General features: G+C 67.3%; 13 protein-coding genes. 8 read left to right on the forward strand and 5 right to left on the reverse strand.

All coding sequences use genetic code 11. The annotated features are described in order from the left end of the window. Positions 1–98 precede the first annotated feature (98 nt). Positions 99–1,007 carry a sterol desaturase family protein gene (locus tag BO1_RS17855; RefSeq protein ID WP_028218725.1) on the forward strand — a complete coding sequence of 303 codons (909 nt, stop codon included), beginning with the start codon at positions 99–101 and terminating at the stop codon, positions 1,005–1,007. A gap of 190 nt (positions 1,008–1,197) precedes the next feature. Then, positions 1,198–1,908, forward strand: coding sequence for an SDR family NAD(P)-dependent oxidoreductase (locus BO1_RS17860; protein WP_028218726.1), 711 nt, complete (start codon positions 1,198–1,200; stop codon positions 1,906–1,908). 18 nt (positions 1,909–1,926) lie between these two features. On the opposite strand, the gene BO1_RS17865 is transcribed toward BO1_RS17860, so the two are convergent. After that, a complete protein-coding gene (locus BO1_RS17865; RefSeq protein ID WP_028218727.1) occupies positions 1,927–2,238 on the reverse strand; it encodes a hypothetical protein in 312 nt (103 codons plus the stop codon). A gap of 213 nt (positions 2,239–2,451) precedes the next feature. Here BO1_RS17865 and BO1_RS17870 point away from each other — a divergent pair, with 213 nt between their 5' ends. Then, on the forward strand, positions 2,452–3,012 hold the full coding sequence (locus tag BO1_RS17870; protein WP_028218728.1) for a hypothetical protein: 561 nt from the start codon (positions 2,452–2,454) through the stop codon (positions 3,010–3,012). Positions 3,013–3,101: 89 nt separating this feature from the next. Here the strand turns inward: BO1_RS17870 and BO1_RS17875 are convergent, their stop codons facing one another. From BO1_RS17875 to BO1_RS17885, 3 genes are all read right to left on the reverse strand, one after another. Beyond that, positions 3,102–6,584, reverse strand: coding sequence for a hybrid sensor histidine kinase/response regulator (locus BO1_RS17875; protein ID WP_028218729.1), 3,483 nt, complete (start codon positions 6,582–6,584; stop codon positions 3,102–3,104). Next, the gene (locus BO1_RS17880; protein WP_028218730.1) at positions 6,584–7,246 is read right to left on the reverse strand and encodes a response regulator transcription factor; all 663 of its coding nucleotides are present in this window, start codon (positions 7,244–7,246) and stop codon (positions 6,584–6,586) included. The genes BO1_RS17875 and BO1_RS17880 overlap by 1 nt, the downstream gene beginning before the upstream one ends. Before the next feature lie 193 nt (positions 7,247–7,439). Beyond that, positions 7,440–7,916: a hypothetical protein gene (locus BO1_RS17885; protein WP_028218731.1), complete on the reverse strand. Its 477-nt coding sequence runs from the start codon at positions 7,914–7,916 to the stop codon at positions 7,440–7,442. A gap of 411 nt (positions 7,917–8,327) precedes the next feature. On the opposite strand from BO1_RS17885, the gene BO1_RS17890 reads away from it, so the two are divergent. The 4 genes from BO1_RS17890 to BO1_RS17905 all read left to right on the forward strand — a co-directional run bounded on the left by BO1_RS17890 (position 8,328) and on the right by BO1_RS17905 (position 13,415). Next, the gene (locus BO1_RS17890) at positions 8,328–8,918 is read left to right on the forward strand and encodes a BPSL1445 family SYLF domain-containing lipoprotein (RefSeq protein WP_028218732.1); all 591 of its coding nucleotides are present in this window, start codon (positions 8,328–8,330) and stop codon (positions 8,916–8,918) included. A 213-nt stretch (positions 8,919–9,131) separates the two neighbouring features. Next, positions 9,132–11,399, forward strand: a complete 2,268-nt coding sequence (locus BO1_RS17895) for a thiamine pyrophosphate-dependent enzyme (RefSeq protein ID WP_028218733.1) — start codon at positions 9,132–9,134, stop codon at positions 11,397–11,399. Positions 11,400–11,429: 30 nt separating this feature from the next. Then, positions 11,430–12,935: an indolepyruvate oxidoreductase subunit beta family protein gene (locus BO1_RS17900; protein WP_028218734.1), complete on the forward strand. Its 1,506-nt coding sequence runs from the start codon at positions 11,430–11,432 to the stop codon at positions 12,933–12,935. Positions 12,936–12,962: 27 nt separating this feature from the next. Beyond that, positions 12,963–13,415 carry an acyl-CoA thioesterase gene (locus BO1_RS17905; RefSeq protein WP_028218735.1) on the forward strand — a complete coding sequence of 151 codons (453 nt, stop codon included), beginning with the start codon at positions 12,963–12,965 and terminating at the stop codon, positions 13,413–13,415. A 45-nt stretch (positions 13,416–13,460) separates the two neighbouring features. Here BO1_RS17905 and BO1_RS17910 read toward each other — a convergent pair whose 3' ends face one another. After that, positions 13,461–13,910, reverse strand: coding sequence for a MarR family winged helix-turn-helix transcriptional regulator (locus BO1_RS17910; protein ID WP_028218736.1), 450 nt, complete (start codon positions 13,908–13,910; stop codon positions 13,461–13,463). 195 nt (positions 13,911–14,105) lie between these two features. Here BO1_RS17910 and BO1_RS17915 point away from each other — a divergent pair, with 195 nt between their 5' ends. Continuing rightward, positions 14,106–14,885 carry a cyclase family protein gene (locus tag BO1_RS17915; RefSeq protein ID WP_028218737.1) on the forward strand — a complete coding sequence of 260 codons (780 nt, stop codon included), beginning with the start codon at positions 14,106–14,108 and terminating at the stop codon, positions 14,883–14,885. Positions 14,886–14,935: the final 50 nt, after the last annotated feature.

The raw sequence follows: 14,935 nt of genomic DNA on the forward strand, positions 1-14,935 counted from the left end.
CTACAGTGCGGTTCATCCGACGCGACGCCCGATCCAGCAGCGCACGACGCGTCCTTTTCAACACCGCGCCAGGCGCTTCTACTCGCACACTGTTCATCATGCTATCGACAGGAAAACTCGCGTCTTATGTCACGCTCTTCATCGTTGCCGCCTCGCTGATCGAGGCGGCGGTGCTCTCGCTGCGCAAGCGCTGCGACGGCCAGGCGCCATTCAACTGGTCCGAGGTCTGGCTCTCGCTCGCCGATCTCGTCGGACGAAAACTGTTGGCGTTCCTGCCCATTTCACTCGCCACGCCGGTCTTCCACTTCGCCTGGGAGCATCGTCTCTTTACGCTCACGATCGATAACGTGCTGCTCGTGCTGCTCGTGTTCGTCGGCCAGGAATTCTGCTACTACTGCTATCACCGCGCCGCGCACCGCATGCGTTTTTTCTGGGCCTCGCACGCGGTGCATCATTCGCCCAACCAGCTCACGCTGTCTTCCGCGTATCGGCTCGGGTGGACCAGCAAGCTTGCCGGCCCGGTCTTCTTCTTCGCGCCGCTCGTCTGGCTCGGCGTACGCCCGGAAATCGCAGTGGCGATTCTCTCGTTCAACCTGCTCTATCAGTTCTGGCTGCACAACACCTGGATGCCCAAGCTCGGCTGGCTCGAATACGTGTTCAATACGCCTTCGGCGCATCGCGTGCATCATGCGTCCAATGTCGATTACCTCGACGCGAACTATGGCGGCGTGCTGATCGTGTTCGACCGGCTGTTCGGCACCTACGTGGCAGAGCGCGCCGAGGAGCCGTGCCGCTACGGGCTCGTCACGCCGACGCGTTCGCGCAATCCGCTCGTCGTCGAGTTCGAGCACTGGGCGAGTCTCGCGCGTGACATCGTCGCCGCGCCCAATCTGTGGACCGCCGTGTGCCACGCGATCCTGCCTCCGGGCTGGCGCGCGGACGGCAAGGGCGAAACCACCGAGGAGCTGCGTCGGCGCAGTCTGGCAGCGGCGCGGACCGAGGCCTGAAATAGCGAGCCGTTGCGACACCAGGCGCCCGTGAGCACGGCTGTGCATCGATCATGCCGCGCAGGATGCGGCAGTTGATGGGATCGGCGCGCTCGGCTAACGTTGCGGCTCGCGGCGGCCACGAGCCGCCGCGGCGATTTTCAACCCATCGTTCGAAACCACCCGAACGAAAGACTGGCAGGCGCTCAAGATGGATAACTCAGTGAATGGCAAGATGGTGGCGATCACCGGCGGCTTCGGCAGTCTCGGCATGGCGAGCGCGCAGTTTCTCGCGGTGCGCGGTGCGCGCGTGGCGCTGATCGGCCGGGGCGCGGCACCCGGCGGCGACGCGTGGCCCGCCACGCTCGCCCAGGCGGTGCGCATCGGCGGCATCGACCTCGTCGACGCCGGCGCGGCGAATCAGGCGCTGGAGACGGCGAGCGAGGCACTCGGCGGGCTCGATGCGCTCGTCAACATTGCAGGTGCGTTCCGCTGGGAAACGATCGTCGAAGGCGACGCACGCACGTGGGATCTGATGTTCGATCTGAACGTGAAGACCGCGCTCAATGCGTCGAAGGCGGCGCTGCCGCACCTGCTCGCGCGCGGCGCGGGCTGCATCGTGAACATCGGCGCGGGCGCGGGCCAGAAGGCCGGGCTCGGCATGGGCGCCTACGCCGCTTCGAAGGCCGGGGTGGCGCGGCTCACCGAGGCGCTGGCCGAGGAGCTCAAGGACAAGCGCGTGACGGTCAACGCGATTCTGCCGAGCATCATCGACACGCCGCAGAACCGCGCCGACATGCCCGACGCCGATTTCACGCGCTGGGTGCAGCCTGATGAAATCGCGGCGGTGATCGCTTTCCTGATTTCGTCGGACGCGCGCGCGGTCACCGGCGCCGAGATTGCGGTGAACGGGCGGGTATAAGGGGCGTTGGGTGCGGGGCTAATGCCCGTGTCCGCTGCCGTGACTGCCGCCGCTTTCCCAGGTGTCGCCACCGCCGTGCCAGCCGCCGCCGCCATGCCAGCCTCCGTGCCCGCCATGGTAGTGGTAGCAGCATGCGCCGCCACCGCCAAAGTACGCGAAGCCGAAACTCGGCCCGTAATAGTAGGCGGGGTAGCCGTACCCGTACGGATAGCCGTAAGCGTAAGGATAGGGATAGCCATAGCCGTACGTGGCGTCGTAGTAGCCAGGGTAGGGCGCGACGCAGCCCGCAAGCGCCGCGGCTATCCCCAATGCAGAAATGAGCCGGAACACTGTTGTCTCCTGTCGACCGGCATTGGCGCAACGCGCTGACTCCGGTCCCATGCTTCGCGGTCGATCAGGGCTCGCGCAAAATGCCTGAGTCTGATCCCATGCAAGGCCTCGATATAGCTTAGAAACCCGATTGCAGGGTCGGGTTCAAGGGCAATTGTGTCCTCAGATTACCGCAGCTCGCTCGAAGCTGCTCTGTCGTGACGGCGAGCCTGCATGGGCGCGATCGTCTTTCTGTCAGGAAGGCGAAAGATTTTGCGGGCGACCGAATGCGAGCCGGTGTGGGTAAAGCAACGGCTCGATCTGCGGCTGGAAGCGCCTTTTCGTGGGCTGGAGCCGGCCTTTTCGAAGACGTTCTATGGCGAGCGCCGCTATGGCGAGCGACTATTGTTGCCGTCTGCAACGATTATGGCGCCGCGGGCTTCGCGGCGAACGATCATGCCTGTCTTTTCAATACGCCAGGCGCCCAGCCTGAAATGGATGGCCCGCACTGCCGAGCCCAGCGGTGTACGCGCACTGCGCCATGACGGCGGCGCGACGCGGGACCATGCGGCGCTCAAACGCGAAAGCGGTGTGCGGGCGACCCGCTGCGGCATCGAATTGCCCGACGCGTACGCGTTGCGGCTCGAGGCGCGCACGCATGCCACGCCGCACAATCCCGTCGGCTGCCCCCTCGAGGGCAGCGCGCTGCGTCTGTGGTGCGTACGCAGACAGCACGGTGAGTGCCCCGAGCAGGCGCCTGCGACGACTCCTGCATTTCTTCAGAAGCTCACTTGAGCGAGGCTCGAGGCGGGCTTGTGCCGCGCGTGTAGCGGCTGCGTCCCGGTCGGAACAAATCGGGCCACCTTGAGCCCCATCGGGCTGATTTACGCCGAATCGCGCGTCGCGGCCTGCTCGCGCAACGCCTCCAGTTCGGCCGCTACCGCCTCCGAGAGCTCGCCCACTTCATCGGTCCACCGTCCGGCTTCGCGCAGCGTCGCGCGCAGTTCCAGACAGGCTTCGTTGAGCATCGAAGGGCCCAGCACGGCCAGGCCGCCCGAGACGCGATGCGCCCAGTCGCGCAGGCGCTGGAAATCGTGCGCGGACGCGATCTGCGCATAGTCGGCGATATCGTGGTCGGCTTGCTCGACGAACAGCGGCACGAGCGCGGACGATAACGCGGGAAAGCGCGGCACGCCTTCGCCGGCATCGTCGTCGGGCTGGCCCATCTGGGGCTCGCCGATCTCGGGATGGCCCATCCTGGGCTCGTCCATAGCAGGCTGCACCATCTTGAACTGACTCCCGGTGTGAGCGGCAAGGGGTTGTACCGTCGCCGGCGGTGCGACAGCGCTCTGCGCCGCGCTGCGCAGATTCGCCGCCACGTCGGCGAGCACGCGTGCGAGCTCCGCGAGCGGCACAGGCTTGCTCAAATAGTCGGTGAAGCCGGACTGGCGGCCCTGCGCGATCTGTTCGGGCAGGGCATTGCCGCTCACCGCGTAGACGGGCAGCGCCGCCTGTTTCGCGCGCGCGGCCTGCAGCAACTGGTAGCCGTTCATCTTTGGCATGTTGAGGTCGGTGAGCACGACGTCGATGTGCGCGTCGTCGAGCCGGGCGAGCGCTTCTTCGCCATCCTTCGCGTCGGTCACGTTCGCGCCGAGCGTGCGCAACTGATCGCGCAGCAGGCTGCGGTTGAGGAGGTTGTCTTCCGCGATCAGCACGTTCAGCCGCCGGGAGTCGTTGCCTTGCGGCGCTTGCGTCTCGGCGGAACCGGCGCGGGAGCCAACGCCAGTTCCAGCACCAGGCCCAACGCCAGCCAGCATGGCGGGCGCGTTCGACGCCGCGTCGGGCCGGGCGCGCAGCATCTGCGTGGCGGTGCGAATGCCCGCGAGACTGTAGAGGCTCACTTCCACGCCGCCGTCCGCGCGCGCGAGCGGCACGAGCGGCCCGTCCTGGCGCAGCCACACGACGTTGGCCGTGCTGCCCCACAGGCGCTCGACTTCCTCGACCGAATGCTCGCCCGTCGCCAGCAGGTAATCCCACGTGCCTTCGCGCGGCGGTGCTTCGTTTGCGTTCAGCCAGGTCGGCGTGCTGACCGTGGGGTCGAAGAGATTCGTGAGCCATTCGTGGTTCTCGGGCGCGCGGCACAGCATGGCCGGATGCACGTCGGGCAGGGTCCATTCCTCGCCCGCCGTGAGCGCGCCGTCCGTGCGCAGCGGCAGGGTCACGATCACACGCGTGCCCACGCCGAGCGTGCTCTCCACCTCGCAGCGCCCGTGCATGAGCTTGGCGAGCCGCCCGCAGATCGACAGGCCGAGGCCGGTCCCGCGCGCCTCGGTGAGCCGGTGTTCGTCGCCTTGCGTGAACGGCTGGAACAGCCGCGCCTTGAGGGAGTCCGGCATGCCCACGCCCGAGTCGGCCACGCTGATTTCGAGTGCCTCGTCGCGCCAGTGCGCGCGCAGCACGATCTTGCCGGAGTGCGTGAACTTGAACGCGTTGCTCAAGAGGTTGTTGACGATCTGGGCGAGCCGCACGGGGTCGAAATACAGCCGCGCGGGAATGGCGCGGTCCACCACGAGGTAGAACGGCAGCTGCGAGCGCGCGGCGAGCGGCGCATGCGCGAGCGCGATGCGCACCAGCAACACGGCAATCGATTCGGGTTCCTCAGAAAGCGTCATCGCGCCGACGTCGATCTTCGAGAAGTCGAGCACGTCGCTCACGATCTGCAGCAGCTCCGAGGCGGAGATCTGCATGGCCCCGACGCGCGCCTCCTGCTCGGGCGCGAGCGGCCCGCGCGCCACCAGCTCGATGTTGCCTACGAGCGAGGCGAGCGGCGTGCGGATCTCGTGGCTCATCGCCGCGAAGAAGCTCACCTTGCTGCGCGCGGCTTCATCGCTCGTGCGCTTCGCTTCGCGCAACAGGCGCTCGGCCTCGTAGTGCTTCGACATGTCGGCGAAGGCGCAGAACATGACGTCCTCGCGGTTCATGGAGGCGGGGGCGTAGGTGATTTCCAGATGCACGCTTGCGCCGTCTTCGCGCACGAGCGAGAAAGGCAGGACGTGGATGGGGGTTTCCGCGCCCGTCGCGGGCGCATCGGGCATGTGCTTCTCGAACTCCACGCACAGCGCGCCGGGTAGCCGGGTGGCGTGAGCGTCGAGACCGAGCACGTTGCGCACGATCTGGTTCGCGATCACGATTTCGAAGTCGCGCTGGCGCACGATGCACAGGCCAACCGGCGTCGCGTGCACGAGCAGGTGGTTGAGCAATTCGCCTTCGAGCGCGCGCGTGGCCTCGGCATAGGTGCGCTCGAGCACATGCCGGTTCCAGTAGCGCGCAAGCGCCAGGAGCAGCGCCATGAGCGCTGCCGTCATCAGCACGATGATCGCGAGCGGCGTGCGGATCAGCGCGAATTGCGCGTCCCAGGGCAGCGCAAGCGTGTAATGGCCGAACTGATATTCGAGCGGCCGCTCGCGCAACACCCAGCCGAAGCGCGGCAGCAAATGAAAGCGCTCGACGGGCAGCGCCGCGACCACGCGGTCGACGTACTGCGCGGCGGGCGCTGATAAGGTGCCGGCCAGCATCGCGCCGTCGCCGTCGAACAAGGTCGGCTCGATGCCCGGTGCGTTCGCGGCTTGCGCGTGCGGCAGCGCGGCCAGATCGACGCTCGTGATCACGAGCGCATACGGTTTGTCATCCTTAAGAACGGTCGCCGCCGCCAGCACGAGCCGGGGCGAAAAGCCGAGCCCGGCCGGCGGGCGGAACCAGGTCACGTCGCGCCAGCGGCCCGAGCCCAGCGGGTCGATGCCGCGCGCACTCATGCGCAGGAGCGCGGCGTCCACCAGCATGCGTGCGTCGTCCGCGCCCTCGCGCAGCGGCTCGCGTCTGGCGCTGTGCGGGTCTGGCGCGAGCTGATATTGCCATGCGGCGCTGCCGTCGAGCAGCACGAAGAGCATGGGCGCGTCCAGGCTGATTTCCGAAGCCCGCTGCGCCGCGCGCTCGCATAGCGTGTGCAGCTCGGGGGCGCCCGCGAGGCCCGCGAAGGCCGGCGCGCAGCGTTGCGGCGTCGCGGGAGCGGGCGGCGGCGTGAAGATGCCTTCCTCCTGCAGCGAGAACAGCAGCCTCAGGCTCGACAGGAAGTTATAACGTCGCGCAACGTACTCGTTCGTTTGCGCCGTGATCGTGCGCAGCTGCGCAGCCTGGCTCGAGAGCGCGGCCGCGCCGATGCTGAATGCCGCCACGCACGCGGCAACGAGGCCCGCGAAGGCGAGTAGCGCGATCAGCATCGCGAAGACGCGCCGCTCGCGCTTCAGATTGCGCTCGAGCGCCTTGAGTGCGCCAAGGGGCGAAGCCAGCGAGGCGATGCGCCGTTCCATTATGCGAACCCGTGTTCACTCGCGTAACGGATCAGATCGGCATTGGAATCGAGATGGAGCTTGCGCATGGCCGCCCGCTTCTGGGTGGCGACGGTCGTCACCGAGCGGTTCAGGCGCCTGGAGATTTCCGTGACGCTCAGGCCGAGCGCAAAGAGCCGCACGACTTCGAGCTCGCGCGGCGAGAGGGGATGGGTGCGGCGGAATTCGTCGGCGGTCGAGCCTTCGGTGGCGAGCCGCTCGGCGATGCGCGCCGAGAGCGTCGTGCCCGGCTCGACGAGCGCGCGCTGGCAGACTTGCGCGAGCGTCGGAATGGGCTCGTCCTTGCCGACGAGACCGGCTACGCCCAGCTCGGCGAGCTCGTGCAGGATGCCGCCGTTGGTGAGCATCGTGAACACCACGACGGGGGTGTCTGGATAGAGCCGGCGCAGGCGGCTGATGAGGCGCAGGCCGTCTTCGTCCTCGATCTCGCCTTGCATCGAGAAGTCCGTGACGATCAGGTCGCACGGGGTGTTGCGCAATGTTTCGATAAGATCGGCGCCCGACCCGGCGGTCGCCACGACCTTCTGTCCGGGAATCTGGTCGAGGTAGTCGGTGACGGCCGTGAGCACGACAGGATGGTCGTCGGCCACCACGATCCGCAGGTCTTGTGTTGCGTTCGTCATGAGCGTGTGCGTTTTGCCTGGATTCGCAGTCTGAATGAGGCCGCGTGGAGCCGGGCCGTATGCCCCGCGGCTATACCGGATAGCTATCTCATTATATGTCAGGGGATTATTTGGCCTCCCGCAGGATGTCGGCGTATTCATGTCAGTTCCCGGCATGGGCACGGTCCGTTCGAACAAGGGCGGTTGCGATGCGTTATCGATCGGCTTGCGACGGTTCGTGAGCGATGCCGGGCGCATCGCCGGTGTTGGCCGTGGGGCAACGCGCGTGGAAGCAGGCGACCGCAAAGCGGGCTTCACCGCCCGTTGGCGTGCCGCAGGCCTGGTTGCACGCGCGCGTGGGCATCTGCACGAAACGCAGCGGCTCGGGGCGCACGCGCGGCTGAGGCGCGTGGGCCGGTTCCGCGCGGCCATGCACGGGCGCGGGCGCGGACCGCATGCTGGCCAGGCAGAACACGATCGCCCACGCCGTCATCGTCCAGCAAAGAGCGCCGCCCGCCGCCATCAGCCAGAAGGTGGAGCGGGGCTCGCGCCAGAGCAGATACAGCGCGGCGAAGAAGGCGATGTAGAAGACCGGCAGGAGGTAGACCCCAAAGCCGCTCGCCCATTCGCAAGCGCTCAGGATCCACGACGCGGCGGGTCGATTCCGACGAAGGGGTTTGGCGATGGACATGACGGTATCGGATTCAAGATGGCTGGGAGCAGAGGCGTGGAGCGCCCCCACGTCTTGACTCTATCGACCAGGGCTGACAGAAAAAATCGGACGATTTCGAGAAACCAGGAGATCGGCGTACGCAAAGTCGGACAACGCAAGATGAATGCAGGCGAGGGTGTTGCGTCGCAGCATTGCGCTGCGGCCGGCGCGGGCGCCGGGGATTTTGGGCCGGACGGCGCGAACTCGATGCGCGGCGCATGGTCCTATATCGCCAGAGGAAGGCGGGCATGGCCGCCGTGGCTGCCCGCGCGGGCCTGCAAGGCGTGCCGTTGCAGCGGCCGGCGACCACGCACGCTATCCTCAGGCGCTTCGCGCGGCACGTGTGCGCGGGCATCGACTTCACGGATCCGTCTCGACAGGAACACCTCAATGCGCCGACGTCAATTTCTCCTCAACTCCAGCGCCGCGCTCGCCGCGGGCGGCCTTGCGCTTGCCGGCTGCACGACGACCCCGCCAGGCTCGGGAAGCAGCGCCGCCCAGAACGCGGCCAGGCGCAATTCCATCGACGCGAGCGTGGACGCCACGCTCACGCGCCTCTACAGCACGGTGACCGGCTCGCGCGAGCTGCTCTCGAAGTCGAGCGGCGTGCTCGTCTTTCCGGGCGTGATCGCGGCGGGCTTCTGGGTCGGCGCGCAATACGGCACCGGCGCGCTGCGCGTGAACGGGCGCACCGAGGGCTACTACAGCACGCTCGGGGGCTCGTTCGGCCTGCAGATCGGCGCGCAGTCCAAGGACATCATCTTCGCGTTCATGAACCAGGGCGCGCTCAACGACTTCGTCAACAGCCAGGGCTGGTCGGCCGGCGCCGACGCCACGGTGGCGCTCGTCACCGTGGGGGCGAACGGCAATATCGACACGTCGACTGCGACCAGTCCCGTCGAGGCGTTCGTGCTGACCAACGCCGGCTTGATGGCCGGGGTCTCGCTCGAAGGCGTGAAGGTCTCGCGGCTGGTGATCTAGGGTCAGTTCACGCTGAAAACAGGCCCTGACGGGCCTGCCGTTTCCTCTCGCGCCGCGCGTCCGTCCCGCAACCGGGCGCGCAGGCGCGTTCCGCCGGACGCCGTCTTGCCGGGTTAACTATGATTTTGGAAATATTTAACTCTAAACTATACTGACTCGACGCGCGGCATGGGTCCGCCGGGCGGCAGAGGCAGATCATCGAAGGGGACGGTCATGGCAGAGCGGTCGTTTGTCGAGGAAGTGAAGAAGCTGCGCCTTGGCGCGGGTGAGGTATTCAGCGGCGAAGGCATTCTCGCCGTGACGAAGGCGCTGCTCGAATCGGGCGTGGCGTACGTGGCCGGCTACCAGGGCGCGCCGATTTCGCATCTGATGGACGTGCTCGCGGACGCGCAGGACATCCTGAGCGACCACGGCATCCGCTTCGAGAACAGCGCGAGCGAGGCCACCGCCGCGGCGTCGCTGGCCGCTTCCGTCAACTATCCGCTGCGCGGCGCGGTCACCTTCAAGGCCACGGTGGGCACGAACGTCGCGTCCGACGCGCTCGCGAATCTCGCCTCGGGCGGCGTGACGGGCGGTGCGCTCATCATCGTCGGCGAAGACTACGGCGAGGGCTCCTCGATCATGCAGGAGCGCAGCCACGCGTTCGCGATGAAGTCGCAGATCTGGCTGCTCGATCCGCGCCCCAATCTGCCCTCGATCGTGCAGGCGGTGAAGGACGGCTTCGACCTCTCCGAGGCGAGCAGCACGCCCGTCATGCTGCAACTGCGCATTCGCGCCTGCCATGTGCACGGCCAGTTCGTGGCTTCCGAGAATCGCCGCTCCGCCTTCACCATCAAGGACGCGCTCGAACATCCACAGCGCGACGTCGAGCGCATCGTGCTGCCACCCGCAAGCTTCCTGCACGAGCGCGAGAAGATTCACGAGCGCTGGCCGGCCGCCGTGAAGTTCATCGAAGAACGGCAGCTCAACGAATTTTTCTCGGCCGATGCGCGCGATATCGGCATCGCGGTGCAGGGCGGCAGCTACAACACGGTGCTGCGCGCGCTCGAGCGGCTCGGCCTCGCGGACGTCTACGGCGAATCGGAGATTCCGCTTTACGTGATGAACGTGGCGTATCCGCTCATCGATTCGGAGTGGGAACGATTCTGCGCGGGCAAGCGCGCCGTGCTCGTGATCGAAGAAGGGCAGCCGAACTTCGTCGAGCAGAACGCGAGCGCGATCTTGCGTCAGCGCGGTGTGAGCGCCGCGCTGCACGGCAAGGACGTGTTGCCGCTCGCGGGCGAATACAACGCGGCGACGGTCATGAAAGGCCTGCGCGCGTTCTTCGAGCGCTATGGCGTGCTCGAAGCGCAACCGGCGCCGCGCAAGGTGATTCCGGTGAAGGCGGTGCCCGCCGATGCGCCGGCGGGGCGTGCGGAAGCTGCCGCAGCGACGCCCGGGGCGGCGCGCTCAGGCGAGCAAGGTGGGGCAAGCGCCGCAGGCCTGGCAAGCGTGGAAAGCGCCCCCGCCGCAACCGTGCCGCCGCTCGACGACAGCGTGCATGCGCGCCCGCCAGGCTTCTGCACGGGCTGCCCGGAGCGCCCGATCTTCACGGCGATGAAGCTCGTCGAGCGCGAGCTGGGCCCGCACCACGTGAGCGCCGACATTGGCTGCCATCTGTTCTCGATCCTGCCGCCGTTCAACCTGGGCGCGACGACCATGGGCTACGGCCTCGGCAGCGCGAGCGCATCGGCGCTGAACGCGAGCGCGGACAAGCGCGCCATTTCGGTGATGGGCGACGGCGGCTTCTGGCACAACGGCCTCACGAGCGGCATTGCCAACGCGGTCTTCAACAAGAGCGACAACCTCACGATCGTCGTCGACAACAGCTATACGTCGGCCACGGGCGGGCAGGACATTCTGTCGTCGACGGCGCTGAACCCCACGCGCAGCACGGGCCACGAGATCGAGCAGGCGGTGCGCGGCGTGGGCGTGAAGTGGGTGAAGACGGTGCGCCGCACCTACGACCTCAAGACGATGATGGCGACGCTCAAGGAAGCGCTCACCACCGGCGCGAAAGGGCCGAAGGTGCTGATCGCGCAGAGCGAATGCATGCTGAACAAGCAGCGCCGCGAGAAGCCGAAGCAGCGCAAGGCGATTGCCGCGGGCGAGCGCGTGGTGCGCGAGCGCTTCGGCGTGGATTCGGACACCTGCACCGGCGATCATTCGTGCATCCGGCTTTCGGGTTGCCCGTCGCTCTCGATCAAGCCCAACCCCGATCCGCTGCGCACCGATCCGGTAGCGAGCGTGCTCGACAGTTGCGTGGGCTGCGGCCTGTGCGGCGAGGTCTCGCACGCGGCGGTGCTGTGCCCGTCGTTCTACCGTGCGCAGATCATCAGCAATCCTTCGAAATTGGACAAGCTGCGCCAGCGCGTGCGCGACGCGGCGATCGGCTGGCTGCAGCGCCGCGAGGCGCGCCGCCGCGCGCGCTATGCCTTTTGACCGTCGATCATCGAGACTCCGGGCAACACCATGAACAAAGCACAACCGATCAAGATTGCGATTCTCGCCATGGGCGGCGAGGGCGGCGGCGTGCTGGCCGACTGGGTCGTCGACCTCGGCGAGCACAACGGCTATTACGCGCAGACCACCTCGGTGCCGGGCGTCGCGCAGCGCACCGGCGCGACGATCTATTACGTCGAGCTGTTCGCGCGCGACGAGCGCGAGCCGCGCACGCCGATTCTCGCCCTGATGCCGCTGCCCGGCGACGTCGACGTGGTGCTGGCCTCCGAGCTGATGGAGGCGGGCCGCGCCGTGCAGCGCGGGCTCGTGACGGCCGAGCGCACGACGCTCGTGGCCTCCACGCACCGCGTCTACTCGATCGCTGAAAAGACCGCGATGGGCGATGGCCGGGTGGACGACGGCGCGCTGATCGCCCACGCGGGCGCAGCGGCGAAGCGCTTCGTGCGCTTCGACATGGCGCAGGCGGCCGAAGCGAGCGGCAGCGTGATCAGCGCGGTGCTGTTCGGGGCGCTGGCCGGCACTGGGGTGCTGCCGTTCAGCCGCCGCCAGTTCGAGGAAACGATCGAGCGCGGCGGCGTGGGCGTGAAGCCGAGCCTGCGCGCGTTTGAGCTGGGCTACGCACGTGCGGGCACCGACGAAGGCGACGCGCAAGAGGGCACACCGCCTGCTCAATCAATCGACGAAGCGCAGGCGCCCCGCGACCCGGCCGTGGCCCGTCTGCTCGAACGCGTGCGCGCGGAGCTGCCCGCCGAGGTCCAGTCGTTCGCCATCGAGGGCGTGCGCAGGCTGATCGATTATCAGGATCCCGAATATGCGGCGCTCTATCTCGACCGGCTCGCGAACCTGCGCCGCACGCTGCCCGAGGCGCCCGGCACCTTGCTGCGCGAGACGGCGCGCCATCTCGCGCTGTGGATGTCGTACGAGGACACGATCCGCGTGGCCGACCTCAAGACGCGTGCCGCGCGTTTCGAGCGCGTGCGCGGCGAGGTCCGCGCGCAGCCGGACCAGCTGCTCGCCATCAACGAATTCATGCATCCGCGCATCGAGGAAATCTGCGAGACGCTGCCCGCCGGCATCGGCCGCTGGCTCGCCAAGCCGCACGCCGTTCATCGTCTCGTCAAGCGCCATACGAAAGCGGGGCGCGTGGTCAAGACGAGCTCGCTGCGCGGCTACCTGATGCTCTACGCGGTCGCGCGCCTGCGCGGCATGCGCCGGCGCACGCTGCGTTACGAACTGGAGAGCGCACGCATCGAGGCCTGGTTGCAGCAGATCGTGCAGTCCGCGCAGCACAATCCGGCGCTGGCCGTCGAAGTCGCGCAATGCCAGCGTCTCGTGAAGGGCTATAGCGACACACATGCGCGCGGGCTCGCCAACTACCAGACGCTGATGGGCACCGTGGTGCGCGCGGGTGCGCGCCTTGCGCCCGCGACCTTGCGCGATCTGCGCGACGCGGCGCTCGCCGACGAGCACGGCCACAAGCTGCGCGCCGCGCTCGCGCGGCACGCGCTGGCATAATCGCAGGCCGTGGACGGAGACATCGCAATGACAACGCACGCACCCGTATTCAGCCGGCGGCACAAGATTCATTTTTCCGAATGCGATCCGGCCGGCATCGTGTTCTACCCGCAGTATTTCGTGCTGTTCAACGACCTCATCGAGTCGTGGATCGACGCGCTCTTGCCCGAGGGCTATCACGGCGTGATCGGCGCGCGGCGCGTGGGCATGCCCACGGTGCATCTGGAGGTCGATTTCAAGGCGGTCAGCAAGATGGGCGACGAGGTGTGGCTCTCGCTCGACGTGGAGCGCATCGGCCAGGCATCGCTCACGCTGGCCTGGGCGTGCACGGGCACGGACGGCGTCGTGCGCATGAGCGCGAAGCAGACGATCGTGACGACCTCGCTCGACACGCACAAGGCCATGCCGATTCCAGACGATTTGCGCCGCGCGATCGAGGGCGCCGCCCAGGATGCCGCCGCGCGCGCAGGCGAGCGCTGAGCCGTGCCTGCGCGCGGCGGCGGCAGCGCGCGCGTGCCCCGTTGTTCAGGCAGCCGGGCGATGCAGGTCGATCAGCATGCGCAGCGTGGCCTTCAATTCCTCGGCCTTTTGCGCGCCTAGCGGCGCGAGCACCTGATCCTCGTGCTGCTTCGCCTGCACGATCAGTTCGGAAACGAGCTTCTGTCCTTGCGGCGTGATGCGCACGAACGTGACGCGCCGGTCGGTCTCGCTGGGAATGCGCTTGACGTAGCCTTGCGCCTCCATGCGGTCGAGCAGGCGCGTCACGGTCGGCTGTTTCGTCACGGAGATCTGCGCGAGGCGGCCGATGCTCATCGCTTTCCCATCGGAAAGCGTCGACAGCACGCGCCAGTCCGAGATCTCGAAGCCGGCCGCCTGCACGATCACGTGGAACTCGCCGGAGATCAACTGGCTGACCTGGGCGAGCAGCGCCGGGGTGTAACTGTCGACAAAACTGCTGGTGGGAGACAGGCTCATACAGGGAAAGTGCGTAAAGAACGGCGACTGCGGACGGCGAGTATCGATGGCGAGCACCGACGGCCACTGCGGAGCGCGGACTGCCTGCGCGGAACGCAAACATACCACGTCCCCAAAGGGGTTAACCATGATTTTGAAATGTTTTAGACCTAAAGATAATTTTAGCGTGAACAGGCCCTGAGCGAGGAGCGCAAGATGACGAGCAGTCTGGAGCAACTGACCACCGATCTGGCGAGCGGCCGTGTGCGCGTCGTGGATCTCACCCAAACCCTGTCGCCCGAATTTCCGGCCTTGCAATTGCCGCCGCAATTCGGCCAGGTGTGGGCGTTCAAGATGGAGAAGATCAGCCAGTACGACGAGCAGGGCCCGGGCTGGTACTGGAACAACTTCTCGTGCGGCGAGCATACCGGCACCCACTTCGATGCGCCGGTGCACTGGATTTCCGGCAAGGACCATGCGCAGAACGCCGTGGACACCATCGACGTGAAAAACTTCATCGCGCCGGCCGTGGTGGTGGACGCGAGTGCCGAAGTCGCCGCAAATCCCGACTGGCTTTTGACGGTGGGTTTTCTGGAGGCGTGGGAGGCGCGGCACGGTCGCATTCCGGCCGGCGCGTGGGTGCTGCTGCGCTCGGACTGGTCGAAGCGCACGGATCCGGCCGAGTTCCTGAACCTGCGCGAAGACGGCGCGCATACGCCGGGGCCGACGCAGGAGGCCGTCGAGTGGCTGATTCATGAGCGCAAGGTTCACGGCTTCGGCGTCGAGACCATCAACACCGACGCGGGGCAGGCCTACGCCTGGCCCCTGCCATATCCGTGCCACACGCTCATGCATGGATCGAACCGCTATGGGCTGCAGTGCCTGAAGAACCTCGATCAGCTGCCGCCCACGGGCGCGGTGATCGTCTCGGCACCGCTGAAGATCCAGGCCGGCTCGGGCAGCCCCTTGCGCGTGCTCGCGCTGGTGCAGGACTAGGGCCTGCTCAGCCTGATAACGGGCGCTGGAGCGCCACGCGCACGGCCGCC

Source organism: Paraburkholderia oxyphila NBRC 105797 (assembly GCF_000685075.1).
Classification (GTDB): Bacteria; Pseudomonadota; Gammaproteobacteria; order Burkholderiales; family Burkholderiaceae; genus Paraburkholderia; species Paraburkholderia oxyphila.